Raw genomic sequence first — 26,414 nt, 5'->3', positions numbered from 1 at the left:
TCACAGGCCGTGCAGTCGGCGTACGGGCGCGGCGGGCCCGTCCTGCTGCCGGGCGGTCAGGCCGACGAGGCGGTGGACGACGTCCACGAGGGCGGCCTGCTCGCGGGTGTCCACGAAGTACACCTGGCGCCGGCCCTCGCGGCGGGAGCGGACGAGTCCGGCGAGCTTGAGTTTGGTCAGGTGCTGGCTGACGGCGGGCAGCGCGCCGCCGACACGTTCGGCGAGCCCGGTGACGTCGCTCTCGCCCTGGGCCAGCGCCCACACGATGTGCAGCCTGGCCGGTGAGGCGAGCAGCCCGAAGGCGGCCGCCGCCTCCGCGAACACCTCCGGGGAGGGGTCCTGCCGGCCGGTGCCGGGCGGTGTCGCCACTGTGCTCGTCCTCCTGGGCGTCTCGCGCCGCATCTCGCCGTGTCCGTCGGTTTCCGGGGAGCCAGTGTAGGTCGCCGGAGCGGCCCGTCCGTGCCGGGCGGGACAGGCGGGACGGCCGGGACAGGCGGAACGCCCGGCGGCGGTGGGCGCGCCGGGCGTTCCGGGTCGGGTCGGGCTGCCGCCGTCAGCTCAAGGTGCCGTCAGCTCAGCCCCGCGGACTTCAGCCAGGCGCGCGCCACGTCCAGCGGGTCCTTGTGCTGGTTCTGCACCTGGGTGTCCAGGTCGAGCAGCGTGTCGGTGTCCAGCTTGGCGGAGACCGCGTCGAGCGCGGCGGCCCCCTCCTTGGTCAGCGCGCCCTTGCGGACGAGCGGCTGGACGTTCTCGAAGCCGAAGAGGTTCTCGGGGTCCTGGAGGACGACGAACTCCTCCTTGGCGATGATCGGGTCGGTGCTGAAGATGTCCGCGACCTGGACGTCGTTCTTCTTCAGCGCGGCCTGGGTGAGCGGGCCGCCCGCGTCCAGCGCCTTGAAGGACTTGAACCGAAGGCCGTACACGTCCTTCAGTCCGACGAGTCCCTGGTGGCGGGTCTGGAACTCCGGGGAGGCGCCGATCACGAGGTCCTTCGCCGCGCCCTTGAGGTCGGCGATGGTGGACTTGTCGGTGAGCTTGAGCTTCTTCGCGGTGGCCGCGTTGACCGTGACCGAGTCCTTGTCCTCGGCCGCCGACGGCTTGAGCAGGGTCAGCTTGGGGTCGAGCTTGGCCTCGATCGCCTTGGTCGTCTCCTCGGCCGTCTTCGGGGTGGCCTTGGGGTCGAGGTAGGCGAGCAGGGCGCCGTTGTACTCGGGCAGGACGGAGATGTCACCGCTCTTGAGGACGCGGTACGTCGTCTCGCGGCTGCCGATGTTGGGCTTGTAGGAGACCTTGACGCCCTTGGCCTTGAGGGCCTCGCCGTAGATGTCGGCGAGCAGGATGCTCTCGGCGAAGTTGTTGGAGCCGACCACGACGGTGCCGGCGGAGGGCTTGTCGCCGCCGGTCAGCGGGTTGTCGTCGGAACTCTTGCCGGAGGAACCACAGCCCGCCAGCAGCGCCGTCGCCGCCACGAGCGCGGCCGCCGCCACGGCTCGGTTCCTCCGGGTGGGCCCGCTGATGCGGTTGTCGGTAGTCACCCGTCGATCCAAGCCAGCGTGCTCCTGGCCAGTCAAGTGCGTCATGGTCACCAATTGGCTTCGATTAGTGGGGAGTTGTGCGGTTCGGTGCTGGACACCCGGCATGGTTCAGCTGCTCCTTCGCACGCCGGGCGAGACCACCAGGCGGGAGAGGGCCCAGAAGAGGACGAGGGTGGCCACCGCCATCCCGGCGACCAGGGTGGCGCCGCCGACGACCTTCTCGTAGTCCTTCTGGTAGAGCCCGTCGATGATGTAGCGGCCCAGGCCGCCGAAGCTGACGTAGGCCGCGATGGTGGCGGTGGAGACGATCTGGACGGCCGCCGTGCGCAGTCCGCCGAGGATCACCGGGAGCGCGACGGGCAGTTCCACCTGGAAGAGGATGCGCGTCTCGGTCAGGCCCATGCCGCGCGCCGCGTCCACCGGGGAGGGGTCGACGGAGCGGATCGCCTCGTAGGCGGTGACCAGGATGGGCGGTATCGCGAGGATGACCAGCGGGATCATCACGGGCAGCACGCCGAAGCCGAGCCAGAAGAACATGAGCACCAGCAGGCCGAAGCTGGGCAGTGCCCGCGCGGCGGTGGCGACCAGGGCGATGGCGTTGCCGCCGCGTCCCCGGTGGCCGGTGATCAGGCCGACGGGCAGCGCGATCACGGCGGCGAGGACGAGCGCCTCCACCGAGTAGCCGACGTGTTCGAGCAGCCGGGTGGGGATGCCGTCGTAGCCGTGCCAGTGGGCGTTGTCCTCGAAGAAGGCGCGGGCGAAGTCGAGTACGTTCACCGGGCGGCGTCCTTCGTCGGCATCCAGGGGGTCAGCACCGTGCGCAGCGCGACGAGGGCCGCGTCGACGAGGGTCGCCACGACCGCTGTGGTGATCACGGAGTTCACGGCGAGGGCGGGCCGGTGGTAGATGTTCGCGTCGTTGAGCATGTTGCCGAGGGCGCCCTGGTTGCCGATGAGCATGCCGACGCTGACCAGCGAGATGCTGGAGACGGCGGCGACCCGGAGACCGGCCAGGATCGCGGGTACGGCGATGGGTAACTGCACCTGGAAGTAACGCCGTACGGCCCCCAGCCCCATCGCCTCGGCGGCGGCCAGGGTCTCCGGGGGCACCGAGCGGACGCCGTCCACGATGGCCGGGACGAGCACCACGAGGCTGTAGACGGCGAGCGGGATCATCACCGTGGTCTCGCTCTGGCCGGTGTAGTCGATGAGGACGACGAAGAAGGCGAGGGAGGGTATCGCGTACAGGATCGTGGTGAAGCCGAGCACCGGTGGGTACAACCAGCGGAAGCGGACACAGAGTTGGGCGACGGGCAGCGAGGCGATCAGTCCGGCGAGCACCGGCAGCAGGGCCTCGCGCAGATGCAGCCCGATGAGTCCGGCGTAGCTGTGCTGGAGGTCGCTGGGGAGGTCGAAGAAGCCGTTCATCCCGCGGCCTTCGCGTCCGTGCGGTGCTCGTCGTGCGCGGCGCGGATCGCCTCGCCGACGGTCTGCTGGGAGACCACGCCGACGGCGCGCCCGTCACCGTCCACGGCGACGGCCCAGCCGGTCGGGGAGAGCACGGCGCCGTCGAGCGCGGTGCGCAGCGAGTCGGTGCCGGGGCGGAACGGCCGCCCGTAGGAGAGAAGCCGGTCCTTGTCGATGCTTCCGGCGACGAGCCGGTCCGGCTCCGCCCAGCCGAGGGGGGCGCCGTCGGCGTCGGTCACGAGGACGTAGGGGGCGCTCGCGGCGGTGGCGATCCGCTCGGCGTCGGCGTCGATCGGGACGACGGGTCGGGTCTCCAGCGCCAGTTCCCCGGAGGCGAAGAAGGAGAGTCTTCGAATACCCCGGTCGGCGCCGAGGAAGTCCTCCACGAACGGGTCGGCGGGCTCACTCAACAGCTCGGCGGGCGGCGCGAACTGGGCGAGGTGACCACCGGTGCGCAGCACGGCGACCATCGTGCCGAGCTTCACGGCCTCGTCGATGTCGTGGGTCACGAAGACGATCGTCTTGCCCAGCTCGTCCTGGATGCGCAGCAGTTCGTCCTGGAGTCCCTTGCGTACCACCGGGTCGACGGCGGAGAAGGGCTCGTCCATCAGCAGCACCGGCGGATCGGCGGCGAGCGCCCGCGCCACGCCGACGCGCTGCTGCTGGCCGCCGGAGAGCTGGTAGGGGTAGCGCCGGGCGAGCGCGCTGTCGAGCCCGACGCGTTCCATCAACTCGGCGGCCTGCTCCCGGGCCACGCGTTTGCCCGTCCCCAACAGGCGGGGAACGGTCGCGATGTTGTCGATGATGGTGCGGTGCTGGAAGAGGCCCGCGTTCTGGATGACGTAACCCATCGACCGCCGCAGCGAGTTGACGGGTCGGTCTCTGATGTCCTCCCCGTCGAGGAGGATGCGCCCCTCACTGGGCTCCACCATCCGGTTGATCATCCGCAGGGTCGTGGTCTTGCCGCATCCGGAGGGGCCGACGAGCACGGTGATCGCACGGTCCGGAATGTCGAGCGAGAGCCGGTCGACGGCGACCGTGCCGTCCGGATACCGCTTGCTGACTGAATCTATCCGTATCAAAACGCCGCGCGCCCTTCGGTTGGCAGGAGCCTTCAGACCGTGCCGGCCGAGTGTAGACGGCGGATGTTTCCGGCACCTGGTGCATGAACGGGCTTCCCCTACCCGGAGATCATCAGGCCATTCCTGCCATTTTCGGCCGGGTACGCGGGTGTGCGCGTGGCGGGCGGCGAAGCGCGACGCGCCACCGGCCCCCGTCCGTGCGATCGGAGGGGGGCCGGTGTCAGACGGTCGCTCTAGGACTCGGTGGGCTCCAGGCGCAGCGAGATGCTGTTGATGCAGTACCGCTGGTCCGTGGGGGTCGGGTAGCCCTCGCCCTCGAAGACGTGACCGAGGTGGGAGCCGCAGCGCGAGCAGCGGACCTCGGTGCGGACCATGCCGTGGGAGCGGTCCTCGATCAGCTCGACCGCGTCGGTGTCCTTCGGGTCGTAGAAGGACGGCCAGCCGCAGTGCGAGGCGAACTTGGTGCCGGAGGTGAACAGCTCCGCACCGCACGCACGGCAGGAGTAGACGCCCTCGGTCCTGGTGTCCGTGTACTCACCGGTGAAGGCCGGTTCGGTGCCGGCCTGGCGCAGTACGGCGTACTCCGCCGGGCTCAGCTCCGTCCGCCACTGCTCGTCCGGCTTCTCGACGTCGTACGACATGAGACTCAGCCCCTTTACTTCTGCGACAGGCGGTCCAGGATCAGCGGGCCCAGGTCGGTGACGTCACCCGCGCCCATGGTGAGAACGAGATCTCCCGGCTCCGCCATTCCCGCGACGACGTCGGGGATCTCCGCCTTGTCGTGCACGGCGGTGACGTCGGCGCCCGCGGCGCGCGCGGCCTCGATGATCAGCTCGCTGGTGACGCCGGGGATCGGGTCCTCGCGAGCCGGGTAGATGTCGAGCACCACGGAGGCGTCGGCCAGCGCGAGGGCCTGGCCCATCTCCTCGCCCAGCTCCTGGGTGCGGGAGAACAGGTGCGGCTGGAAGACGACGAGGATGCGGCGCGAGTCACCGGCGGCGGCACGCATGGCCTCCAGGTCGGCGGTCATCTCGGTGGGGTGGTGGGCGTAGGAGTCGATCACCTGGACGCCCGCCTCCTCGCCCTTGAGCTGCAGGCGCCGCTTGACGCCGGTGTACGCGGCGAGGGCGGGGGCCAGCTCGTCGGCGGGCAGGCCGAGGGCGACGCCGGCGGCGAGCGCGGCGACGGCGTTGAGCGCGTAGTGGCGGCCGGGGACGGAGACGGCGAAGGTCAGCTCACGCCCGTCCAGGACCGCGGTGACCTGGCTCTTCAGCCCCTCGGGCACGATCTTCAGGACCCGTACGTCGGCGTCCTCGGCCTCGCCGTACGTCACCGTCCGCACCGATCCCGCCAGGCGGCGGGTCAGCTCGCGGGCGCCCTCGTGGTCGGCGGAGATCACCAGGGTGCCGCCGGGGACGATCTTTCCGGCGAAGGTCTCGAAGGACTCGTAGATCTCGTCCATCGAGGCGTAGTTGGCGTGGTGGTCCAGCTCGACGTTGAGGACGATGGCGACCTCGGGGGCGTACTTGTGGAAGCTGCGGTCCGATTCGTCCGCCTCGGCCACGAAGATCTCGCCCTCGCCGTGCAGGGCGTTGGAGCCGGGGGCGTCCAGGTCGCCGCCGATGGCGTACGAGGGGCGCGCACCCAGCTCGGTCAGGGAGACGGCGAGCATCGAGGTGGTGGTGGTCTTGCCGTGCGTACCGGCGACGGCGATCGGCCGCAGGCCGCCCATCAGCGCGGCGAGCGCGTCGGAGCGGTGGACGACGGGAATGCCCAGCTCGGCGGCGCGCACCAGCTCGGGGTTGTCCTGCCGGATCGCGGACGACACGACGACACAGCTGGCGTCGTCGGCGAGGTGCGCGGCGTCGTGCCCGATGTGCACGGTGGCGCCCAGCGTGCGCAGCGCCTCCGCCGTCGCGGACTCCTTGGCGTCACTTCCCGCCACCTTCGCCCCGCGCTGCGCCAGAATCTTCGCGATCCCCGACATCCCGGCGCCGCCGATGCCGATGAAGTGCGGTCGGTCCATGGCGGTAGGAAGGCCGGGTGCCATGCGATGTTCTCCCAGAGGACGATGAGCCGGAACGCCCCTAGCCTATGCGCTTCACGCGGCGCGGCTCGGCAGTGGTCCCGGCCGGGGTACCGCGGTGACGCCTCGGCGCCGTGACCGCTCCGCGGGGGCGACGGCCGTGAACACACCACGCGCCGTCCCGCCACCGCTCCCGCCGCGAGGACCGCGCCACGAACCTCGCCGAATCCGGCGGAGCGCTTACGCCTTGCTGTGCGAGAACAGCTTCAGCACCGGCACCCCCACCTTGTGCCGGGCCCGGGACGCCCAGTCGCGGTGGAAGAACTCCTCGACGTAGTGCGGGTCGGTGAGGACGATGACCTCGTCGGCGTGGACCTCCTGGACCAGGGCCTTGAGGGCGTCGAGGGGGTGGTCCTCGACCAGGCGGCCCTCGGCCCGGCTGCCGGCGGCGCGCAGGGCCCGTACGGAGACGTCGAGCGCCTGCTCCCCCACGTTCCGCGCGTCCGCGCCCTCGGGCGTCTCGCGCTCGTGGACGGCCTCGTCGATCTCGCCGAGCGCGATGTCGTCGATGGCCCGCAGCAAGCGGTCCGCCTGATCGCCGCGCGGCTGGAGCAGCACATGGAAGAAGACCGGCTCGTCCCCGTGCAGGGTGGTGACGAACTCGACGTCGGCCGACGTCAGTGCCTTCTCGATCATCAGAACGCTTGTGAACACCAGGCGCCTCTTCTTCTCCTTCGAGGATCTGCCGACCCTCTGTCCACCGTGGGCCCAAAAAGACCTGCGGAAACCATCCTGCCCCGTGCTCGCACGGGTAGTGCCGGACTAAGTGTGCCCGCCGGAAGCTAAACGGAACGGAAGATTCCGCTGTTTCGGCGCCCCGTTTTCAGGCCCGGCGGTAACGCCCGAACAGAAATCCGTCCTCCTCCAGCAGGGACGCCAGCGCGAACCGGTACGGGACCGCGACCGGGGGACCCCCCGCGATGCGCTGCGCGTCCCCCGCCGCGAGCATCGGCGCGAGCGTCAGGCACATCTCGTCCAGCACGTCCGCCGCCACGAGCTGCCCGAGCAGCCGCGGCCCGCCCTCGGTGAGCTGCCGGGTGTAACCGAGCCCGGCAAGCGCATGCACCGCGCGGCCGGGTTCGACGTGCCTGCCCTCACCGGCGACGACCACCCGCGCCCCCGCCCGTTCGGCGTCCCGTACCCGATCGGCGGGCGCGTCGGCACCGGTGAGCAGCACCGTCGGCACCAGCGGCGAGGTGAACAGCGGCAGCGAGAAGTCCAGGTCGAGCCCGGCCGTCACGATCGCGATCGCCGGCGCGGGCCCCTGCCCCGCCGCCTCCCGCGCCGCCGCGAACTCGGCCCGCGCGCGGGCGGGGCGGTACCCCTCCTGCCGTACCGTCTCCGCGCCCACCAGGACCACGTCCGCGAGCGCCCGCAGCGTGCCGAAGATCCGCATGTCGGCCGGGCAGGAGATGGGCTGGGAGTGCCCGTCGTGCTGGGCGGCGCCGTCGAGCGTGGAGACCATGTTGGCCCGCAGCCAGGGGCGGGGCGAGGCGGGGTCCGGCGCCGGGTAGGCGTACGCGGCGGCCAGCTCCGCGAGCGGCCACTCGCCACCGGAACCGGCAGGCACCGCTCCGCCCCCGTCAGGGGCCTGGGCTGCTGTTTCGTGGGTCACAGGGAACAGGCGTCGCATTCGTGCAGTCTGACATGACGTTTAGCATGGGTAATCGTGTCGTCCTCCACCACCGCCTCCGGTTCCGGTCCGCTGACCGACGCGGCCCCGCTGTCCCTGTGCGCGCGTGAGCCGCATGTCCCCGCCGACCGTCTGGTCGCGGAGATGGTGCCGCCACCCCGCTTCGACTCGGTGCGCTTCGCCACGTACATCCCGGACCCGAACCAGCCCAGCCAGACGGACGCCGTCCATGTGCTGGAGACCTTCGCGAGCGGGCTCGGCGGTGTGCACGCCTCCACCGCCAGGCGCGGCTTCCTCGGCTTCGGCCGCGGCAAGGCGGCCAAGACCCCCTCGGGACCGCGCGGGGTGTACCTCGACGGCGGCTACGGCGTCGGCAAGACCCACCTGCTCGCCTCCCTCTGGCACGCCACCCCCGCCGAGCCCTCCCGCAAGGCGTTCGGCACCTTCGTGGAGCTGACCAACCTGGTCGGCGCCCTCGGCTTCCAGCAGACGGTGCGGACGCTGTCCGGCCACGCCCTGCTGTGCATCGACGAGTTCGAGCTGGACGACCCGGGCGACACCGTGCTGGTCTCCAGCCTGCTCGGCAAGCTGGTCGAGTCGGGCGTGGCGCTGGCCGCCACTTCCAACACGCTGCCGGGCAAGCTCGGCGAGGGCCGCTTCGCGGCGGCCGACTTCCTGCGCGAGATCCAGGGCCTGTCCGCCCACTTCCGCGCCCTGCGCATCGACGGCGAGGACTACCGCCACCGGGGCCTGCCCGAGGCCCCGGCGCCCTTCACCGACGAGCAGGTCACCCGCGCGGCGCACCGCACCGCGGGCGCCTCGCTCGACGCCTTCCCGCAGCTCCTCGACCACCTGGCCAAGGTGCACCCGAGCCGCTACGGCGCGCTGACCGACGACCTGCGCGCGGTGTGTCTGACGGACGTGCGACCGGTCCCCGACCAGTCGACCGCGCTGCGGCTCGTCGTCCTGGCCGACCGGCTCTACGACCGCGAGGTCCCGGTGCTGGCCTCGGGGCTGCCCTTCGACCGGCTGTTCAGCGAGGAGATGCTGAAGGGCGGTTACCGCAAGAAGTACTTCCGCGCGATCTCCCGCCTCACCGCGCTGGCCCGCGACGCGAAGAGTCTGGTCGACGACCGCACGGACTGAACATCTCATCGGACCGACGTGTCGTCCGACTGACATACGATCAGCAAAAGAGCGGGTCAGGGGCCGGTTTTGGCCACCCGACCCGCTCTTTTCACGCTCTTTTGCGCGCGTAACCCGCCGTTAACCCTGCAAAGCCCGTTGCCGGGTTAACGTGTTTCTTGACCATCCATTGACCAGCGCTTGGTGCGTGCGAGAGACGCGAGTTTCCGCAGGGGGGTGTGCATGTCCCGGTGTACGACGGCTCGTTCCGTCCTCGCTCTGCTCGCCGCCGCGCTGCTCGCCCTCCAACTCTTCGCACCCACGGGAACCTTCGCATCCGCGCATACGCTCGGTGAGACCCAGGCCAACGACGCTCCCGGCATCGCGCTCGCCCTCGAGGCGACGACGGCGGCCGACACGGAGATCCTCCGTGAACCCGGCCGCTCCCGGATGCCCCACGCCACCGCGCACACCCGCGACAAGCGGCGCGGCGCGGCCTGCGGGGACGGTCCCGAGCGCCCCCTCATAATCCGGCGCACGGCCGTCGAGGCGCCGCCCGTGGCCGGTTCCCCGCACCCCCGTGTCCCGAGATCCTCCGGAGTCCGCTCACCGGCAGTGCTTCAGGTCTTCCGCTGCTGAGGGCGCACTCGCTCCCCCCACGAACGTCGTGCAAGACCGACGCGCCCCCAGGCGCGCCAGGAGGAGTCCACACCCATGCAGCCCCTCATCGACAACGCCCGCACCTTCGGTCAGCGCCCTGAGGAGTTCGCCAGGCTCGCCGAAGGCCAGGCGCCCGAAGTCCTGTTCATCACCTGCTCCGACTCCCGGGTCGTCCCGGCCCTGATCACGGGCGCCGGCCCCGGTCAGCTCTTCGAGCTGCGCACCGCGGGCAACATCGTCCCTCCGTACGCCTCCGAGCGGCCCACCAGCGAGGCCGCCACCATCGAGTACGCCGTGGAGGTGCTGGGCGTCCGCGACATCGTCGTCTGCGGGCACTCGCACTGTGGCGCCGTCGGCGCGCTGGTGCGCGGCGACGACCTGGACGCCGTACCCGCCGTGCGCGACTGGCTGGCGCACGCGACCCCGCGCCCGTCCGGCGCGGCCGAGGACCCCGAGGTCGCCGAGGGCGTCCAGAGCCATGTGCTCACCCAACTGCTCCGGCTGCGCTCGTACCCGTGCGTGGAGAGGGGCGTCGCACAGGGCCGGCTCCGCCTGCACGGCTGGTACTACGAGGTGCACACCGGCGCCGTCCGCTCGCACCGACCGCGCACCGACACCTTCGAGGCCCTGTGAGCGCGCCCGCGGGCCGGCGCGGTCCCGCCGGTCTCATAGCCCGCAGGCCGCACCTGCGGCAGGACCTCACCGCGTCCCTGGTCGTCTTCCTGGTCGCGGTCCCCCTGTGCGTGGGCGTGGCCGTCGCCTCCGGCGTCCCGGCGGAGCTGGGACTGGTCACCGGCATCGTGGGCGGCCTGGTCACCGGGATGATGCGCGGCAGCAGCCTCCAGGTGTCCGGGCCCGCCGCCGGGCTCACCGTGCTCGTCTTCGAGGCGGTCCAGGAGCACGGGCTGCCCCTGCTGGGCGTGCTCGTACTGGTCACCGGGCTGCTCCAGGTGCTCATGGGCGCGCTGCGGCTCGGCCGGTACTTCCGGGCGATATCGCTCTCGGTCGTCGAGGGGATGCTGGCCGGAATCGGTCTGGTGCTCGTGGCCGGACAGCTGTATCCGGCGATGGCGGCCAAGGCGCCCGACTCCGGTGTCGCCAAGATGGCGGGGCTGCCGACGGGGCTCGGCTCCGCGCTGGGCGACGGCGAGGCGCTCGCCTCGCTCGGGCTGTGCGCGGGCACGATCGCGGTCCTGGTGTTCTGGAAGCACCTGCCCGCCCGGGTGCGGGCGCTGCCCGGCCCGCTCGCGGCCGTCGGACTCGCGATGCTCGCCGTGCCGGTGCTGGACCTGCCGGTGGCGACCGTGCGGGTGAGCGGACTGGTGGACGCCGTCCAGCCGCCGCCGCTGAGCGCCTTCGGCGAGCTGTGGCATCCGGCGGTGATCGGCACGATCGTGGCGTTCACGCTGATAGCGTCCGCCGAGTCGCTGTTCAGCGCGGCGGCCGTGGACCGGCTGCACGACGGGCCGCGCACCTCCTACGACAAGGAGCTGATCGCCCAGGGCACGGGCAACGCGGTGTGCGGGGTGCTCGGCGCGCTGCCCATGACCGCGGTGATCGTGCGCAGCGCGGCCAACGTCCAGGCGGGCGCCCGCACGAAGCTGTCCAGGGTCGCGCACGGCGTCTGGCTGCTGCTGTTCGCCGCGCTGCTGCCGGGCGCCCTCGAGTACATCCCGATACCGGCGCTCGCGGGTGTCCTGATCTACTCCGGCGCCAAGCTGGTGCCGCTGCGGCAGCTCGTCACGCTGTGGCGCGAGCACCGGGGCGAGGCGCTGGTCCTCGCCGTCACGGCGGTGTCGATCGTGGCGGTGGGCATGTTCGAGGGCGTGCTCGTCGGGCTCGCGCTGGCGGTCGCCAAGGCGGCCTGGGAGTCCTCGCACATCCGGTTGACGGTCGTGGACAAGGGCGCGGGTCCGGTGGACGCGTATCTGTCGGGCAACGCGACCTTCCTGCGGCTGCCGAAAATACTGGACAGTCTGGAGGCGCTGCCCCAGGACCGCCCGGTCCGGCTGGACCTGTCGGGCCTGCTCCACCTGGACCACGCCTGCCGCAGCGCCCTGGAGAGCTGGGCGGAGCGGCACAGCGCGGACGGTACGGAGCCGGTGCGGATGACGTCGCCGCCACGGCCGGACGAGCGGGCGGGTACGCCGACGACGAGCTGAGCCGCCACCGACCGGTGCCGGGGGCCGGGGCGTGCCGGACGCGCCCCGGCCCTTCCCCGTCCCCTTCGGTCGCCGAGACCGTGGCCTCCGGCGCCGACCCGGGCATATCGTGGCAGCAGCGGACAGATCCGACTCTCGGGTAACCCCCGGGGAAGGGGGACACCATGCTTGCCGAGCTGGTGGGTGCCGTCGCGGTGGCCGGTGGCGCCTCTCTGGTGTACCTGGCCGCGGCCGCACGCGTGATCAAGCAGTACGAGCGGGGTGTCCTGTTCCGCCTCGGGCGGCTCACGGGCGAGCCCCGGACTCCGGGCCTGACACTGGTGATCCCGTTCGTCGACCGCCTGCACAAGGTCAACATGCAGATCGTCACGCTGCCCATCCCGGCCCAGGAGGGCATCACTCGGGACAACGTGACCGTACGGGTGGACGCGGTCGTGTACTTCCGGGTCGTGGACGCTTCGAGCGCGCTGGTCAAGGTCGAGGACTACCGGTTCGCGGTCTCGCAGATGGCGCAGACCTCGCTGCGGTCGATCATCGGCAAGAGCGACCTGGACGATCTGCTCTCCAACCGCGAGAAGCTCAACGAGGGCCTGGAGCTGATGATCGACAGCCCTGCCGTGGGCTGGGGCGTCCAGATCGACCGGGTGGAGATCAAGGACGTGTCGCTGCCCGACACCATGAAGCGGTCGATGGCCCGCCAGGCCGAGGCGGACCGGGAGCGCCGGGCCCGCATCATCAACGCCGACGCCGAACTCCAGGCGTCCAGGAAGCTCGCCGAGGCGGCCCAGCAGATGGCCGACACCCCGGCCGCCCTCCAGCTCCGCCTCCTCCAGACGGTGATGGCCGTCTCCGCCGAGAAGAACTCCACCCTGGTCCTGCCCATCCCGGTGGAACTGCTCCACTTCCTGGAACGCGGCAACCGGGAGCCGGGCACCCCCTCGGAGAACGGCGACCGGCCGGCGGTGAAGCGGCAGCCCGCCCCCGCCGAGCCTCTCGAAGTCGCGGAAACCACCGAGGCGGTCCCCCTCCCCGACCCTCTGCTCGGCCTCGGCGCGGCACCCGACCCGGCGACGGCTCCGCCGGAGCGTGCCTGAACCCGCCGGAGCGTGCCTGAACCCGCCCGAGCGGCGCGCCGCACCGCTCCGTACCTGTCAAGCGGCCGTGGAGCGGTCCCACACCCGCCGGGCGGGTGACCATCTCGCCGCGTCGGCGGGAGATTGGGCGAGCCGCTCTCCGTACAGTCCTACTTTCTTACGGTGATTGCACACGCACGCCGTATCACCGCCGTCTGCGTCCTCGGTGCGACCCTCGCCGCCTGTGGTGGCGCGGGTTCCTCCGGGACCGCCAGGCCGGCCCACGCCCAGGCTCATTCCTCCACTCCGTCCCCCTCGCCCTCCGGCACGCGCCCCCCGGTCATGGCCCCCGGGCCGGGGGGTCTGGCGCCGGTGTTCGCGCACGGGCCGCGTGACAAGGGCAAGACCGTCGCGCTGACCTTCGACGCCGACATGACCGCCGACGAGGGACCGCGCGCGGCCGCCGGGGAGCGCTTCGACAACCCCGGACTCATCTCTGCCCTGCGCTCGCTGAAGGTCCCGGCGACGGTGTTCATGACCGGCAAGTGGGCCGACACCTATCCCGACGAGGCCCGCTCCCTCGGCCAGGACCCGAACTTCGAGGTGGCCAACCACTCCTACAGCCACTACGCGTTCACGTCGAGCTGCTACGGCCTGCCGACCATCGCGCCGGACCGGATCCGCACGGAGGTCGCCCGGACGTACGCCTCGCTGCGCAAGGCGGGCGTGCCGAAGCCGGTGCCGTACTTCCGCTTCCCGGGCGGCTGTTACAACGACCAGGCGCTGCGCACGCTCAACACCACCGGGGTCACCGCGGTGCAGTGGGACGTGGTGAGCGGGGACGCGTTCGCCACCGACGCCGACGCGGTCGTACGACAGGTGCTCGACGGCGTGAAGCCCGGTTCGGTGGTCGTCATGCACTGCACCCGCAGCGCGGCCCCGACGACCGAGCGGGTCGTGCGCGCGGTGGTGCCGGAGCTACGCAGGCAGGGGTACACCTTCGTGAAGGTGTCCCAGATGATCGGCGCGACGGCGGGCCACCGCTGACCGTCGCACCGGGGTGGTCCCGAGCCGCCGTCCGGTGCCGGGCCGTGGCGGACCGTCCCGCCCGGCGCCGGACGGCGACTCGTAGGGTTGACTCCCGTGAGTGAAGATCCCGCGGTCCCCGCGACCAGTCAGACCAGCCCGTTCCAGGACGAGCGCAACGCCCGCGACGAGGCGCCCCAGTTCGTCCTGCCCCTCGTCGTCCGCATCGAGCGCGACGCCCCGCCCGCCCGCACCGACGCCCTGGAGACCGCCGCGCGCGCCGTGCTGACGCTGCTCGGCGACGAGCGGTCGGCCGGCGACGGGGAGTGGGCGGAGACCGTACGGAACTGGGAGGACGCCCGCATCCGCAAGGTCGTCCGGCGGGCGCGCGGTGCCGAGTGGCGGCGCGCCGGGACCCTCGACGGGATCACGGTGACCGGCACCTCCGCCGAGGTGCGGGTCTTCCCGCCCGTCCCGCTCGACGGCTGGCCCAAGGACCTCGCCAGGCTCCAGGTCTCCGGCACCGAACTGGACGACCCCGAGCCGCCCGCCGCGCCCGACCCCGCGCTGCCGGTGCTCTGGCTCAACCCGGACCTCAAGATGTCCGCGGGCAAGGCGATGGCGCAGGCCGGCCACGGCGCCCAACTCGCCTGGTGGGCCCTGCCGGACCCGGCCCGCGCCGCCTGGCGCGCCGCCGGTTTCCCTCTCGCGGTCCGCACCGCCGAACCCGCCCACTGGCACGAACTGACCCGCCTCGACCTCCCGCTGGTCCGCGACGCGGGCTTCACGGAGATCGCCCCCGGCTCGGCGACGGTGATCGCGGACCATCCGGCGCTGCGCTGACCGGGACCACGCAACCTCAAATGTTCCTCTGAAGCCGCCGCGACCTGGATTCGGCGCCATCCGCCGGGGCCATACCCCCGTCACTGGAAAACGGACGGGGGACGGGGTCATGCGGCGACTGGGTGCGGGGATCGGGTGGCGGCCGGAGATCGCGGCGGCCGTGGACGCGATGCCGGGGGTCGACTGGGTGGAGGTCGTGGCGGAGAACGTGTGTCCCGGGCATCTGCCGGAGCCGCTGACGCGGTTGCGGGAGCGGGGGGTGACCGTGGTTCCGCACGGGGTCTCGCTCGGGCTGGGCGGGGCGGAGCGACCCGAGGCGGGCAGGCTGGCCGCGCTCGCGGAGCGGGTGGAGGCGCTGGGGGCGCCCCTGGTCACCGAGCACATCGCGTTCGTGCGCGCGGGCGGCCCGCTCACCGCCTCTCCGCCGCTGGAGGCCGGGCATCTGCTGCCGGTGCCGCGCACCCGGGACGCCCTCGACGTGCTGTGCGAGAACGTCCGCGTCGCCCAGGACGCGCTCCCGGTCCCGCTGGCCGTGGAGAACATCGCCGCGCTGTTCTCCTGGCCCGGCGAGGAGCTGACCGAGGGGCAGTTCCTGTACGAGCTGGCCGAGCGGACCGGGGTACGGCTGCTCGTCGACGTGGCCAACCTGCACACCAACCACGTCAACCGGGGCGAGGATCCGGCGCGCGCGCTGGCGGAGCTTCCCGTGGAGGCCATCGCGTACGTCCATGTCGCGGGCGGCTACGAGCGTGACGGCGTCTGGCACGACAGCCACGCGCACCCCGTCCCGGAACCGGTGCTGGACATCCTCGCCGACCTCGCCTCCCGCGTCGCGCCACCCGGCGTGCTGCTGGAACGGGACGACAACTTCCCCGAACCAGCCGAACTGGAGCGGGAGTTGACCCGGATCAGGGCGACCGTGGACGCGGCGGCACGGACTCCCCGGCGCCGGACCGCGCCCGCCATCGGCGGCGAGCCCCGCCGCACCGTCACCGTGCTCGCCCACCCCGGGACCCGGCAGCGCGTCGGCGTCGCCCAGACCGCCGTGCTGTCCGCGCTGGTGGCGGGGACGCCGGTGCCCGAGGGGTTCGACCGGGTGCGGATGGGCGTGCAGGCGCGGGCGCTCGCCGCGAAGCGGGCCTCGGTCGTGGCGAAGGTCGCGCCGGAGCTGCCGGAGATTCTCGGGGAGGGGTACCGGGAGGCGTTCCTCGGCTACGCGCGCTCCCGGCCGATGCGCGGCGGCTACCGGCAGGACGCGCTGGACTTCGCCGGGCAACTGCTCAAGACCGGTCGCCCGGCGGACGTCCGCGCCCGGCGACGGTTGCGCGCCTGGTGGCTGGACCGTGTCGGTCCGGTGCCCCGGGGCGGAGCCGCCCGGCTGCTGCGGCGCGCTCGGGAGGCGCTGACTCCCGGCCGCTGACCTGCGGGAAAAACGGAACGTCACATACCGCTAACACTCTGTCCCAGATGGTGAACCAGCCATGGCGTTTACCCTGCGTACTGGCATAGAAACACTCCATGTTCTGGGTCCTTCTTCTGCTCCTGGCCTGGGGTTTCGCCGGTTTCGCGTGCACCAGGCTGTGCCTGGCCGCCGGACGCGCGGGGACCGCCGAGCGCGCCGCCGCCAAGGCGGACGTCCGCCACGACCTGACGCTGTACGAGGCCGCGTACCTCTCCGGCGGCCCCGCGCGCGTCGCGGATCTCGCCATGGTGCGCATGTCCCGGCAGCGCAGGCTGCTGCTCGCGCACACCGGCTGGGTCACGGTGGTGAACCCGCGTGGTCACGACGAGATGGAACGATTCGTCATAGCCGCCATCGGCCCCGAGGGACAGTCCCGGATAGCGCCCGTACGGACCGCCGCCGCCCGCAGCGAGGCCATACGGCACCTGGGCGACCGGCTGGAGCACGCGGGGCTCGCGGTGCCCGCCGGGTCGGGGACCGACGTGGCCTCCGCGATCCGCCTGGTCCGCGCCGCCACGCTGGCGGTGCCCGTCCTCGCCGCGACCGCGCTGCTGCTGCCGTCCGACACCGAACTGCCGTTCCTGATGGCCTGCCTGTGGTTCCTGCTGCCCCTGCTGCTGACGCTCGGCTTCCTGGTCATCGCCCGCTTCGAGCTGCATCCGTACACCCGCTGGGCCTCCCCGGTCGGACAGCGGCATCTCGACACGCTGACGGCACGCCGGGACCGGGAGGACGACGAGCGCGACGACGACGGCTTCGGCGGGGACCGGGACGGCGGCGAGTCGGGCTTCCTCACCTCCCTCGCCACGCGCGGTGTCCGCGCCCTGGCCGAGCCGGAGCTGCGCGCCGCGTTCAACCACCGCGACCAGCCCTGGCGGGAGTGACCGCGCGGGTGTGAAGGCGTACTACGACGACTACTGGCCGAGCCGGGCCGAGGCGCTCTCCGCCTGTCTCAAGGGCGACGCGAAACCGCTGATCGGGATCGCCGCGCCGAGCCCGGAGACGGCGAAGGAGGCCGAGAACGGCAGCGCGGTCTACTCGGCCGTCGAGTGCAACGACGCCCCTGCCCGACGGACTTCGCGGTCTGGGACCGGGACAACACCCGCCTCGCCCGCGTCGCCCCCCCCTCGAGACCTGGGACAACGTCTGGGCGAACCTGCCGTGCGCCTACTGGCCGACACCCCGTCAGCGCCCTCTGGGCGTACGGACGGCGCCGGGTGCGACGCCGCCGGTGCTGATCCTCGCCGCCGAGCGGGACGCGGCCGCGCCGTACCCGGGGGCGTGGGAGATGGCGCGGCGGCTGGCCGGTTCCACGCTGGTGACCGAGCGGGGCGCGGGCACGCACGGTGTCGGGCTCGGGCCCAACGGTTGCGTCGACACCCATGTGGACGCGTACCTCCTGGAGGGCCGCCTGCCGGGCGGGCGCGCCGCGTGCGCCCCGCGCCCGGAGCCGCGCCCCGCCGAACCGGCGCGACGCGGCAGCACCCCGGACGCCCTCCGGGGCAACGGCTAGGCGAGCCCCGCCACCAGGTCCGCGACCGACTTGCGGCGCCCGGTGTAGAAGGGCACCTCCTCGCGGACGTGCCTGCGGGCCTCGGAGCCGCGCAGGTGACGCATGAGGTCGACGATGCGGTACAGCTCGTCGGCCTCGAAGGCGAGCATCCACTCGTAGTCGCCGAGCGAGAAGGAGGCGACCGTGTTGGCGCGCACGTCCGGGAAGCCGCGGGCCATCTTGCCGTGGTCGGCGAGCATACGGCGGCGGTCCTCGTCGGGCAGCAGGTACCAGTCGTAGGAGCGCACGAAGGGGTAGACGCTCACGTAGTTGCGGGGCGTCTCGTCGGCGAGGAACGCCGGGATGTGCGAGCGGTTGAACTCGGCCGGGCGGTGCAGCGCCATGTTCGACCACACCGGCTCCAGCGCGCGGCCCAGCCTGGTGCGGCGGAAGAGGTTGTACGCCTCCTGGAGCTGGTCGGCGGTCTCGGAGTGCCACCAGATCATCAGGTCGGCGTCGGCGCGCAGGCCGGAGACGTCGTAGGTGCCGCGGACGGTCACGTCCTTGGCGGCGAGCTGGTCGAACAGCTCCTGGACCTCGTCGGCCCAGCCCGCGCGGTCCTCGGGCAGGACGTCCTTCAGCTTGAAGACGGACCACAGGGTGTAACGGATGACCTCGTTGAGGTCCTTGGCCAGCTTGCCCTTGTTCGGGATACGGCCGGGCTCGGTGGTGGGGGCGTCGTCACTCATGGTCCCTATTCTCCCGCTCCGCCGTGCAGGCTCTGCACCGGGTTGGCGGTCAGCTCGCGCACACCGGTGATGTCGCCGCCGAGCTGGTCGACGGCCGCGTGGGCGCTCGCGACACAGGCCGGGATGCCGACGCCGTCGTACTGCGCGCCGCACACGGCGAGTCCGGGCAGCTTGGCGACGTGCTCGCGGATGCGGGCCACGCGCGCGTGGTGGCCGACGGGGTACTGGGGCAGCCCGTCGGTCCAGCGGGTGACGTGACTGGCCACCGGCGTGGCGTCCACTCCGGTGGCGGCACGCAGGTCGTGCCGGGCGATGTCGATCAGCTCGGCGTCGTCGCGGCCGAGGATCTCGGTCTCGCGGTGGCGGCCGACCGAGGCGCGCACCACGGCCAGCTCGGGGTCCTGCTCCCCGATCCAGCCCCACTTCTGGGAGGCGAACGTCGCGGCCTTGACGGTGTGCCCGTCGACGGGCGGCACCAGGAAGCCGCTGCCCTCGGGGAGGGCGGCGTCCGCGCGCCGGTAGGCGAGGCTGATCAGCGCCATGGAGGCGTACTCGACGGCGGCCAGCTCGGCGGCGGCGCCCGGCGCCTCGGCGCGCAGCAGCGCGGCGGCGGGTGCGGCGGGTACGGCGACGACAACGGCGTCCGCGTGCAGCACCCGGTCCCCGGCGGTCACCCGCCAGCGGGTACCGTCCCGGCGCAGTCCGCGCGCCGGGGTGCCGGTCAGGATCTCGCCGCCGGCCGCCCGTACGGCGTCGGCCACGGCGAGCGGGAGCGTGCCGACGCCACCCTCGATGCCGACGAACACGGGCCCGGACTGCGGTGCCTCGGCGGCTTTCGCCTGGAGCGCGCGGACTGCGGCGGTGAGGGAGTCGTGGGTGCGAGCGGCCTGGTAGAGCTGCGGGACGGCCGACCGCAGGGACAGCCGGTACGCGTTGCCCGCGTACACCCCGCCGAGCAGCGGCTCGATCATCCGGTCGACGACCTCACGGCCGAGCCGCGCGGCCACGTACTCCCCCACGGCCACGTCGTCCCCTACCTCGGTGCGCGGCAGTTCGGCGTCCCGCCCGATGCGCGCGAGCCCCTCCTCGGAGAGGATTCCGGCGAGGACGCCGGCGGTCCCGGGGACGCCCATGACGTGTCCCTTGGGCATCGGGCGCAGGGTGTTCCGCGTCCACAGGGACGCGCCCGCGGTGGCCGGTGTGACGAGCCGTTCCCCGAGCCCGACCTCACGGGCGAGTGCGACGGCCTCGGGCCGCCGGGCCAGCATCGACTCGGCACAGAGGTCCATGCGGACCCCCGCGATCTCCCCGGGCAGCAGCTTGCCGCCCACCCGCTCGCCCGCCTCCAGCACCGTCACCCGGGCCCCGCGCCGCACCAGCCGGTACGCGGCCGCCAGCCCGGCGATCCCGGCACCGATGACCACGACCTGGCCCTCACCCGTTCCGCTCATGCCCCCACTCTCTCAAAACCGACCGCCGCGCCGGTCCCGGGCCACCCTTCCCCACCGCGGCGTCCACCGGACCTTGGAGGACGACCACCTCGCAGGCCCGGTGGGCCTCGCGCGCCCGGGCGGCGAACCGGCGTGTGCCCGGTCGGGGCGGCGCCGGTGCCCGCCGTGTGTCCGGACCGTGACCGCATCGGGATGTGGATCGTCCAACGTTCGGGCGGGGTCCGGCGTCCAAGGAGCGTCGGTTGTCGTACACATCGGGGGTAGCCCATGCGTGCATCACGTTCGTTCTCGTCCGCCCGGGGTCTGGCGGGGGCTCTGCTCGTCGCCTCGCTGGCGCTGGCCGGGTGCAGTGCGGCGGGAGGGGGATCCGACGCGGGCGGGAAGTCCCTGGCGGACGGGCCGGCCCGGCAGAGCGGCGCGGCGGGCTCGGGCGCAGACGCGTCCGACGCCAAGGCCGGGGACCGGCGCGTGCCGCGGATCACGGCGAGCGCGATCATCAGGACCGCTTCCCTGACCGTCCAGGTCGAGGACGTGCCGAAGGCGCTGGACGAGGCCCGGACGACGACCGAGGACGCGGGTGGGTTCGTCGGGAACGAGACCACCACCCGGGACGCGCGCGGGCACGAGCGCACCCGGGTCGTGCTGCGGGTGCCGACCGCGAAGTACGACGAGGTGATGACCACGCTCCAGGGCACCGGCAAGCTGCTGGAGCGCGACGCGAAGGCCGAGGACGTCACCGACCAGGTGGTGGACGTGGAGAGCCGGATCAAGTCGCAGCGGGCGAGCGTGGCCCGGGTGCGGGAGCTGATGGACCGGGCGGAGAAGCTGAGCGACGTGGTCGCGCTGGAGGGCGAGCTGAGCAGCCGCGAGTCCGACCTGGAGTCGCTGCTCGCCCGGCAGGCGTCCCTGAAGGACCGGACGAGCCTCGCGACCATCACCCTGTCGCTGTCCGCGACGCCCGCGCACAAGGCCGTCGCGAAGGACGACGGCCCCGGTTTCCTCGACGCCCTCTCCGGCGGCTGGAGCGCCTTCCTCGCGACCCTGCGCTGGGTCACCGTCGTCGTGGGCGCCGTGCTGCCCTTCGCCGCGCTCGCCGCGGTCCTGGCGTTCCTGTGGCTGCGGCTCGTCCGGCCCCGGCTGCGCGCCCGGCAGGCGGGAACCGCGCCGCTGCCCGCGGGTTCCCTGCCCACGTCCCGCCCCGTCTCCGAGTCCGGTGAACCGCACTCGGGGAGCTGACGGAGCGTGCGCCCGCCCCGCCCCGTAGCGTGTCCGCATGAGCGAGCGTGACGAGCGGGGCGGGGCGAAGCGGCTGGTCGTGATCGGCGGTGACGCGGCGGGGATGGCGGCCGCGTCCCAGGCACGGAGGCTGCGACCGCCCCAGGAACTTCAGATCGTGGCCTTCGAGCGCGGCCACTTCACCTCCTACTCGGCGTGCGGCATCCCGTACTGGGTGGGCGGCACGGTCACCGAGCGGGACAAGCTGATCGCCCGCACCGCCGAGGAGCACCGCGCCCGCGACATCGACCTCAGGCTGCGCACCGAGGTCACGGAGATCGACGTGCCAGGGCGTCGGGTCCGCGCGCACGACCTGGACTCGGGCGAGACGTACTGGACCTCGTACGACGAACTCGTCGTCGCCACCGGTGCCCGCCCGGTCCGCCCGGACCTGCCCGGGATCGACGCCGACGGGGTGCACGGGGTGCAGACCCTGGACGACGGGCAGGCGCTGATCGACTCGCTGAGCCGTGCGCGGGGGCGCCGTGCCGTGGTCGTCGGGGCGGGTTACATCGGCGTGGAGATGGCCGAGGCGCTGATCCTGCGGGGCTTCGAGGTGACCGTGGTGGACCGGGGCGAGGAGCCGATGTCCACGCTCGACCCGGACATGGGGCGTCTGGTGCGCAAGGCGATGACGGGGCTCGGTATCACCATGGTGAGCGGCGCCGAGGTCACCGAGGTGCGCACCGACGAGACCAACCGGGTGCGCGCGGTGGTCACTTCGGAGGCGGAGTACCCGGCCGACGTCGTCGTCCTCGGCATCGGCGTCCGCCCCGAGACGACGCTCGCGCGCGCGGCCGGACTCCCCCTCGGCGCGCACGGCGGGCTGCTCACCGACCTGGCGATGCGGGTGCGCGGCCACGAGGACATCTGGGCGGGCGGCGACTGCGTCGAGGTGCTGAACCTGGTCTCGGGCCAGGAGCAGCACGTCCCGCTCGGCACCCACGCCAACAAGCACGGTCAGGTCATCGGCTCGAACGTGGGCGGCGGTTACGCCACCTTCCCGGGTGTCGTCGGCACGGCGGTCAGCAAGGTCTGCGCCCTGGAGATCGCCCGCACCGGCCTGCGCGAGAAGGACGCCGACCGGGCCGGCCTGCAGTACACGTCGGTCGTCGTCGAGTCGACCAGCCGGGCGGGTTACTACCCGGGCGCCGCCCCCATGACGGTCAAGATGCTCGCCGAACGCGACACGGGCAGACTGCTCGGCGTCCAGATCATCGGCGGCGAGGGCGCGGGCAAACGCGTCGACATCGCTGCGGTGGCCCTCACCGCCGCCATGACGGTGGAACAGATGACGGCCCTCGACCTCGGCTACGCCCCGCCGTTCTCCCCGGTCTGGGACCCGGTGCTGGTGGCGGCGCGCAAGGCGGTGGCGCGGGTGCGCGAAGGGCGGAGGTGATTCCGCGGGGGACGCGGCGGGCGTCACCGGTTCGGGGGCGCCATCGCGGGCAGTAGTCCTGTGTGGTCATACCCGTCCATGACGTCAATCCGGTGCGCCGCACCCCCGTGGTGACGTACGCCCTCATCGCCGCCAACGTCCTCGTCTTCCTGCTGACGCCCGGCGCCGCCGGTGCCGTGGCCAGGGAATCGCATCTGGCGCAGTTGTGCCATCTCCACGCCTTCATGGACCACTACGCGGCCGTGCCCCGGGAGCTGATCCACCATCAGTTCCCGCGGCTGGTGCCGACGGGCGCGACGGGCGTGGGCCCGAACGGCCCGGGGTGCGTGGTGGGACCGCCCGCCTACGACAAGTCCCCGGCCCTGTCGGTCCTCACGTCGATGTTCCTGCACGGCGGCTGGCTGCATCTGCTGGGGAACATGCTGTTCCTGCTGATCTTCGGCAACAACGTCGAGGACCGCATGGGCCACGTGCGCTATCTGCTCTTCTACGTGGTGTGCGGCTACGCGGCCGCGTACGGCTTCGCGCTGTTCAACGCCTCCTCCACGGACCCGCTGATCGGCGCCTCGGGGGCCATCGCGGGGGTGCTGGGCGCGTATCTGGTGCTGTATCCGAAGGCCAGGGTGTGGGTGCTGGTGCCGTTCCTGGTCTTCCTGCCGCTGCGGCTGCCCGCGTGGCTGGTCCTGGGTTTCTGGTTCGGGCTCCAGGCCGTCTACTCCTCCGGGCACGGCGTCTCCGGGGGCGGCACGGTTGCCTACATGGCGCACGTCGTGGGCTTCGTGGCCGGGATGCTGCTGGCGTGGCCGCTCAAGGCGGGCACCCCGCCGCCGCCGGAGCCGGGCCCGCTGCTGTTCGGCAGGCGGGCGCGGCCCCGTCAGGTGTGGTGAGCGCGGCGGTTTCGTCAGCGGGCGCTGTGGGTGTGGACGTAGTCCACGAGGTGGGTCAGCGCGTCGGGGTCGGTGCTGGGCATGACGCCGTGGCCGAGGTTGAAGACGTGGCCCTCCAGACCGGCGGCGGCGTCGAGCACCTCCTGCGCCTTGGTCTCGACGACCTTGCGCCCGGCGAACAGGACGGTCGGGTCGAGGTTGCCCTGGAGCGCCTTGCCGGGGCCGACGCGGCGCACGGCCTCGTCCAGCGGGACGCGCCAGTCCACGCCGACCACGTCGGCGCCCGCCTCGCCCATGAGCTTGAGCAGCTCACCGGTGCCGACGCCGAAATGGATGCGCGGGACGCCGTAGCCCGCGACGGCCTCGAAGACCTTCGCGGAGGCGGGCAGCACCGAGGCGCGGTAGTCGGCGGGGGCGAGCGCGCCCGCCCAGGAGTCGAAGAGCTGGACCGCCGAGGCGCCGGCCTCGATCTGGACCTCGAGGAAGGCGGAGGTGATCTCCGCGAGGCGGTCGAGCAGGTCGGCCCACAGCTCGGGGTCGCCGTACATCATCGCCTTGGCGTTCTCGTACGTGCGCGAGGGGCCGCCCTCGACCAGGTAGCTCGCGAGGGTGAAGGGGGCGCCCGCGAAGCCGATCAGCGGGGTGCGGCCCAGCTCGGCGGTGAGCATGCCGATGGCCTCGGTGACGTAGGGCACGTCGTCGGGGGTGAGGTCGCGCAGCCGGGCGAGGTCGGCGCGGGTGCGCACGGGCTCGGCGACGACCGGGCCGACGCCGGGCTTGATGTCGAGGTCGACGCCGATGGCCTTGAGCGGGACGACGATGTCGCTGAAGAAGATCGCCGCGTCCACGTCGTGCCGGCGCACCGGCTGGAGGGTGATCTCGGTGACCAGATCGGGCCGCATGCAGGAGTCGAGCATGGGAATGCCCTCGCGGACCTTGCGGTACTCCGGCAGGGAGCGCCCCGCCTGCCGCATGAACCAGACGGGGGTGTGCGGAACGGCCTCACGCCGGCACGCCCTGAGGAAGGCACTGTCGTACGTCGCTGCGGGCTGCCCGCCGGCGGGGATCGCGTTGGCACTCACCCCGCAAGTCTCGCACGGCCCGGACGAGGGAAGTGTCCCAGGACCTGTATGGGTGTCTTGCCCTGCGGAAAGGTCTCGTTCCCCTTACTCTTCCCCGCATGGCTGCGGCTCAGGGACGACCGTCGGACGGCGGCGGCGCACAGGACGACGCGAAGGACACCGATCGGATGGAGGACCCGGGGGGCAGCGCGGTACCGCAGGCGTTCCGGAGCGCGGTCGACGCGCTGCGCGGCGCGCGGCTGCGGCCGCAGGTGGAGGTGGAGCCGACTCCCGCGCCCCAGCGGCTCGCGCCGTTCGCGCACGCGCTGGAGGCGGTGGTGGCCGACGGCGAACAGGAGCTGGCGGACGGCCGGCTCGTGCTGCTGCACGACCCGGCCGGGCACGACGCCTGGCACGGCACGTTCCGCCTGGTGACCCTGGTGCGCGCGGAGCTGGAGGCCGAGATGGCGGCCGATCCGCTGCTGCCGGAGGTGTGCTGGTCGTGGCTGACCGGCGCGCTCCAGGCCCGCGGACTCACCTACGGCGAGCCGAGCGGCACCGTGACCCGCGCGAGTTCGCACTACTTCGGCGGCCTCGCCGAGCGACCGGCCGCCTCGCAGATCGAGATCCGCGCTTCCTGGACGCCGCGCGAGGGCCTGGGCGGGGTGCCGGACACCGCCGCGCACCTGGCCGCGTGGTGCGATCTGCTGGCCCAGGTCGGCGGGCTGCCCCCGGCTGGACCGGGCGACGCCTCGGTGGTGACCCTGCCGCAGCGCCGGGGACCGCAGTCCCGCTGACGCCCCGGGCACCGCCCACCGAACACACGATCCGATCAGCGCCCCGCCGACACGACGGGGCGCTGCTTTGTGATCACTTCTCCGCCCATCTCTTTGTCGATACGGCCACTTTCCGCACTCGAATGGCACCACCCCGAACCGATTCGCTCTTCGGATGATCGACCACGTGTCCGAATTGCACGGATTGGCACTCACTAGATCGTGATCATTCTCTAAAGGCGGACGGGTTTACTGCCGAAGACGACTGTGACCTTGAAAGCACGGTTCGTCCCGGCTATCTCCCCACCAGCCGGCCCCGTCCCCCACCCAGGAGGCCTGGTGTCCGTTCTCCTCGAGCAGCCCGCAAGCCTGGTCGCCTACCGCCCGAACAAGCCGACCGCCATGGTGGTCGTGGCCGATCCACGCGTGCGTTCCACCGTCACCCGCCATCTGTGGGCCCTCGGTGTACGCGATGTCATCGAAGCCTCGTCCATCGCGGAGGCTCGTCCCCGCATCGGCAACCCCCGCGACATCTGTGTCGCCGACGTCCACCTGCCCGACGGATCCGGACTGACCCTGCTGTCCGAGACCCGCGCCGCCGGCTGGCCCAACGGGCTGGCCCTGTCCGCCGCCGACGACATCGGCGCCGTCCGCAACGCCCTGGCCGGTGGGGTCAAGGGCTACGTCGTCACCGGCACCCGCACCAACATCGGGCTCCCCACCCGACCGGGCGCCGCCCCCATCGGTTCCGCCGCCGCCCGTATGCACCGCCGCCCCCCGGGTGCCCCGAGCCACCCGGGTGGCTACCGAGAGCTGTCCGGCCGCGAGGTCGAGGTCCTGCGCCTCGTCGCGGAGGGCCAGTCGAACAAGGCGATCGGCGTCTCCATGGGCCTGTCCGCCCTCACCGTGAAGAGCCACCTGGCCCGCATCGCGCGCAAGCTCGGCACGGGCGACCGCGCCGGCATGGTCGCGGTGGCCCTGCGCACCGGCATCATCCACTGACACCCACCCCTGCCCCGTACGTCACTCCCCCCACACCCCGACCTCCCACGTCACCGGCCTCCCCGGCCTCCCCTTCCCGGCGCCCGTCGGCGGAACGGGTGCGGGTGCTGGAGGGGGCGGGGGCGCCCGCGGTCTCCCCGGTTCCCGAGCCGCTCTCCCCTTCGCTCAC

The 26,414-nt window shown here is 72.6% G+C and carries 26 protein-coding genes and 1 pseudogene; 15 read left to right on the top strand and 12 right to left on the bottom strand.

The window, feature by feature from the left end; all coding sequences use genetic code 11:
- The 9 genes from ACWEEU_RS04540 to ACWEEU_RS04500 all read right to left on the bottom strand — a co-directional run bounded on the left by ACWEEU_RS04540 (position 1) and on the right by ACWEEU_RS04500 (position 7,802).
- Positions 1 to 369, bottom strand: coding sequence for an ArsR/SmtB family transcription factor (locus tag ACWEEU_RS04540; RefSeq protein WP_385740557.1), 369 nt, complete (start codon positions 367 to 369; stop codon positions 1 to 3).
- A gap of 200 nt (positions 370 to 569) precedes the next feature.
- Entirely contained in the window at positions 570 to 1,487 is a 918-nt protein-coding gene (locus tag ACWEEU_RS04535) for an ABC transporter substrate-binding protein (protein ID WP_451729047.1), read from the bottom strand.
- 156 nt (positions 1,488 to 1,643) lie between these two features.
- Positions 1,644 to 2,312, bottom strand: a complete 669-nt coding sequence (locus ACWEEU_RS04530; protein WP_451728377.1) for an ABC transporter permease — start codon at positions 2,310 to 2,312, stop codon at positions 1,644 to 1,646.
- Positions 2,309 to 2,962 carry an ABC transporter permease gene (locus ACWEEU_RS04525; RefSeq protein ID WP_385740563.1) on the bottom strand — a complete coding sequence of 218 codons (654 nt, stop codon included), beginning with the start codon at positions 2,960 to 2,962 and terminating at the stop codon, positions 2,309 to 2,311. The genes ACWEEU_RS04530 and ACWEEU_RS04525 overlap by 4 nt, the downstream gene beginning before the upstream one ends.
- Positions 2,959 to 4,083 (bottom strand): ABC transporter ATP-binding protein, encoded by a 1,125-nt coding sequence (locus ACWEEU_RS04520; RefSeq protein ID WP_451728374.1) that lies wholly within the window; start codon positions 4,081 to 4,083, stop codon positions 2,959 to 2,961. The genes ACWEEU_RS04525 and ACWEEU_RS04520 overlap by 4 nt, the downstream gene beginning before the upstream one ends.
- 233 nt (positions 4,084 to 4,316) lie before the next feature.
- On the bottom strand, positions 4,317 to 4,724 hold the full coding sequence (msrB, locus tag ACWEEU_RS04515) for a peptide-methionine (R)-S-oxide reductase MsrB (protein ID WP_385740569.1): 408 nt from the start codon (positions 4,722 to 4,724) through the stop codon (positions 4,317 to 4,319).
- 14 nt (positions 4,725 to 4,738) lie between these two features.
- Entirely contained in the window at positions 4,739 to 6,133 is a 1,395-nt protein-coding gene (gene murC / locus ACWEEU_RS04510; protein ID WP_385740572.1) for a UDP-N-acetylmuramate--L-alanine ligase, read from the bottom strand.
- A 216-nt stretch (positions 6,134 to 6,349) separates the two neighbouring features.
- Complete coding sequence (locus ACWEEU_RS04505) at positions 6,350 to 6,823, bottom strand: indole-3-glycerol phosphate synthase (protein ID WP_385740575.1); 474 nt, start codon at positions 6,821 to 6,823, stop codon at positions 6,350 to 6,352.
- Positions 6,824 to 6,992: 169 nt separating this feature from the next.
- The gene (locus tag ACWEEU_RS04500) at positions 6,993 to 7,802 is read right to left on the bottom strand and encodes a pyrimidine reductase family protein (protein WP_385740578.1); all 810 of its coding nucleotides are present in this window, start codon (positions 7,800 to 7,802) and stop codon (positions 6,993 to 6,995) included.
- Between the two features lie 36 nt (positions 7,803 to 7,838).
- On the opposite strand from ACWEEU_RS04500, the gene zapE reads away from it, so the two are divergent.
- From zapE to ACWEEU_RS04450, 10 genes and pseudogenes are all read left to right on the top strand, one after another.
- Complete coding sequence (gene zapE / locus ACWEEU_RS04495) at positions 7,839 to 8,948, top strand: cell division protein ZapE (protein ID WP_385740581.1); 1,110 nt, start codon at positions 7,839 to 7,841, stop codon at positions 8,946 to 8,948.
- Positions 8,949 to 9,170: 222 nt separating this feature from the next.
- Positions 9,171 to 9,566 (top strand): hypothetical protein, encoded by a 396-nt coding sequence (locus tag ACWEEU_RS04490; protein WP_451728367.1) that lies wholly within the window; start codon positions 9,171 to 9,173, stop codon positions 9,564 to 9,566.
- A gap of 75 nt (positions 9,567 to 9,641) precedes the next feature.
- Positions 9,642 to 10,220, top strand: a complete 579-nt coding sequence (locus tag ACWEEU_RS04485; protein WP_385740587.1) for a carbonic anhydrase — start codon at positions 9,642 to 9,644, stop codon at positions 10,218 to 10,220.
- On the top strand, positions 10,217 to 11,749 hold the full coding sequence (locus ACWEEU_RS04480) for a SulP family inorganic anion transporter (protein WP_385740590.1): 1,533 nt from the start codon (positions 10,217 to 10,219) through the stop codon (positions 11,747 to 11,749). The genes ACWEEU_RS04485 and ACWEEU_RS04480 overlap by 4 nt, the downstream gene beginning before the upstream one ends.
- Positions 11,750 to 11,913: 164 nt before the next feature.
- Positions 11,914 to 12,843 carry a slipin family protein gene (locus tag ACWEEU_RS04475; protein WP_385740593.1) on the top strand — a complete coding sequence of 310 codons (930 nt, stop codon included), beginning with the start codon at positions 11,914 to 11,916 and terminating at the stop codon, positions 12,841 to 12,843.
- A gap of 162 nt (positions 12,844 to 13,005) precedes the next feature.
- Positions 13,006 to 13,869, top strand: coding sequence for a polysaccharide deacetylase family protein (locus ACWEEU_RS04470; RefSeq protein ID WP_451728362.1), 864 nt, complete (start codon positions 13,006 to 13,008; stop codon positions 13,867 to 13,869).
- A gap of 96 nt (positions 13,870 to 13,965) precedes the next feature.
- A complete protein-coding gene (locus tag ACWEEU_RS04465) occupies positions 13,966 to 14,691 on the top strand; it encodes a peptidyl-tRNA hydrolase (protein WP_385750619.1) in 726 nt (241 codons plus the stop codon).
- Between the two features lie 109 nt (positions 14,692 to 14,800).
- Positions 14,801 to 16,111 carry a DUF692 domain-containing protein gene (locus ACWEEU_RS04460; RefSeq protein WP_385750622.1) on the top strand — a complete coding sequence of 437 codons (1,311 nt, stop codon included), beginning with the start codon at positions 14,801 to 14,803 and terminating at the stop codon, positions 16,109 to 16,111.
- Between the two features lie 98 nt (positions 16,112 to 16,209).
- A complete protein-coding gene (locus ACWEEU_RS04455; protein ID WP_385750624.1) occupies positions 16,210 to 17,037 on the top strand; it encodes a TIGR04222 domain-containing membrane protein in 828 nt (275 codons plus the stop codon).
- A gap of 16 nt (positions 17,038 to 17,053) precedes the next feature.
- Positions 17,054 to 17,666: pseudogene (locus tag ACWEEU_RS04450) on the top strand (alpha/beta hydrolase); the annotation flags it as partial.
- Here the strand turns inward: ACWEEU_RS04450 and hemQ are convergent.
- The gene (hemQ, locus tag ACWEEU_RS04445; RefSeq protein WP_385750627.1) at positions 17,663 to 18,394 is read right to left on the bottom strand and encodes a hydrogen peroxide-dependent heme synthase; all 732 of its coding nucleotides are present in this window, start codon (positions 18,392 to 18,394) and stop codon (positions 17,663 to 17,665) included. The pseudogene ACWEEU_RS04450 and the gene hemQ sit on opposite strands and share 4 nt — an antisense overlap.
- Positions 18,395 to 18,399: 5 nt before the next feature.
- A complete protein-coding gene (gene hemG, locus ACWEEU_RS04440) occupies positions 18,400 to 19,845 on the bottom strand; it encodes a protoporphyrinogen oxidase (protein WP_451728357.1) in 1,446 nt (481 codons plus the stop codon).
- 267 nt (positions 19,846 to 20,112) lie between these two features.
- On the opposite strand from hemG, the gene ACWEEU_RS04435 reads away from it, so the two are divergent.
- From ACWEEU_RS04435 to ACWEEU_RS04425, 3 genes are all read left to right on the top strand, one after another.
- Complete coding sequence (locus tag ACWEEU_RS04435) at positions 20,113 to 21,081, top strand: DUF4349 domain-containing protein (RefSeq protein WP_451728354.1); 969 nt, start codon at positions 20,113 to 20,115, stop codon at positions 21,079 to 21,081.
- Between the two features lie 37 nt (positions 21,082 to 21,118).
- A complete protein-coding gene (locus ACWEEU_RS04430; RefSeq protein ID WP_451728351.1) occupies positions 21,119 to 22,519 on the top strand; it encodes an FAD-dependent oxidoreductase in 1,401 nt (466 codons plus the stop codon).
- A 62-nt stretch (positions 22,520 to 22,581) separates the two neighbouring features.
- Positions 22,582 to 23,406 carry a rhomboid family intramembrane serine protease gene (locus tag ACWEEU_RS04425; RefSeq protein ID WP_451728348.1) on the top strand — a complete coding sequence of 275 codons (825 nt, stop codon included), beginning with the start codon at positions 22,582 to 22,584 and terminating at the stop codon, positions 23,404 to 23,406.
- Positions 23,407 to 23,420: 14 nt separating this feature from the next.
- On the opposite strand, the gene hemE is transcribed toward ACWEEU_RS04425, so the two are convergent.
- Positions 23,421 to 24,488 (bottom strand): uroporphyrinogen decarboxylase, encoded by a 1,068-nt coding sequence (gene hemE / locus ACWEEU_RS04420; RefSeq protein WP_451728345.1) that lies wholly within the window; start codon positions 24,486 to 24,488, stop codon positions 23,421 to 23,423.
- Positions 24,489 to 24,586: 98 nt separating this feature from the next.
- Here hemE and ACWEEU_RS04415 point away from each other — a divergent pair, with 98 nt between their 5' ends.
- Positions 24,587 to 25,264 carry a DUF3000 domain-containing protein gene (locus ACWEEU_RS04415; protein ID WP_385750640.1) on the top strand — a complete coding sequence of 226 codons (678 nt, stop codon included), beginning with the start codon at positions 24,587 to 24,589 and terminating at the stop codon, positions 25,262 to 25,264.
- Positions 25,265 to 25,582: 318 nt separating this feature from the next.
- The gene (locus tag ACWEEU_RS04410; RefSeq protein ID WP_123973178.1) at positions 25,583 to 26,245 is read left to right on the top strand and encodes a response regulator transcription factor; all 663 of its coding nucleotides are present in this window, start codon (positions 25,583 to 25,585) and stop codon (positions 26,243 to 26,245) included.
- Positions 26,246 to 26,414 lie beyond the last annotated feature (169 nt).

The organism is Streptomyces sp. NPDC005004, from assembly GCF_053600675.1.
This window is presented reverse-complemented; position numbering and strand designations above follow the sequence as displayed.

Coding starts and splice junctions, on each gene's coding strand:
- murC (WP_385740572.1), bottom strand. CDS start 6,133: ATGGCACCCGGCCTTCCTACCGCCATGGACCGACCGCACTTCATCGGC.
- ACWEEU_RS04490 (WP_451728367.1), top strand. CDS start 9,171: ATGTCCCGGTGTACGACGGCTCGTTCCGTCCTCGCTCTGCTCGCCGCC.
- ACWEEU_RS04460 (WP_385750622.1), top strand. CDS start 14,801: ATGCGGCGACTGGGTGCGGGGATCGGGTGGCGGCCGGAGATCGCGGCG.
- ACWEEU_RS04500 (WP_385740578.1), bottom strand. CDS start 7,802: ATGCGACGCCTGTTCCCTGTGACCCACGAAACAGCAGCCCAGGCCCCT.
- ACWEEU_RS04475 (WP_385740593.1), top strand. CDS start 11,914: ATGCTTGCCGAGCTGGTGGGTGCCGTCGCGGTGGCCGGTGGCGCCTCT.
- ACWEEU_RS04485 (WP_385740587.1), top strand. CDS start 9,642: ATGCAGCCCCTCATCGACAACGCCCGCACCTTCGGTCAGCGCCCTGAG.
- ACWEEU_RS04430 (WP_451728351.1), top strand. CDS start 21,119: ATGAGCGAGCGTGACGAGCGGGGCGGGGCGAAGCGGCTGGTCGTGATC.
- ACWEEU_RS04435 (WP_451728354.1), top strand. CDS start 20,113: ATGCGTGCATCACGTTCGTTCTCGTCCGCCCGGGGTCTGGCGGGGGCT.
- hemQ (WP_385750627.1), bottom strand. CDS start 18,394: ATGAGTGACGACGCCCCCACCACCGAGCCCGGCCGTATCCCGAACAAG.
- ACWEEU_RS04415 (WP_385750640.1), top strand. CDS start 24,587: ATGGCTGCGGCTCAGGGACGACCGTCGGACGGCGGCGGCGCACAGGAC.
- ACWEEU_RS04525 (WP_385740563.1), bottom strand. CDS start 2,962: ATGAACGGCTTCTTCGACCTCCCCAGCGACCTCCAGCACAGCTACGCC.
- ACWEEU_RS04455 (WP_385750624.1), top strand. CDS start 16,210: ATGTTCTGGGTCCTTCTTCTGCTCCTGGCCTGGGGTTTCGCCGGTTTC.
- msrB (WP_385740569.1), bottom strand. CDS start 4,724: ATGTCGTACGACGTCGAGAAGCCGGACGAGCAGTGGCGGACGGAGCTG.
- hemG (WP_451728357.1), bottom strand. CDS start 19,845: ATGAGCGGAACGGGTGAGGGCCAGGTCGTGGTCATCGGTGCCGGGATC.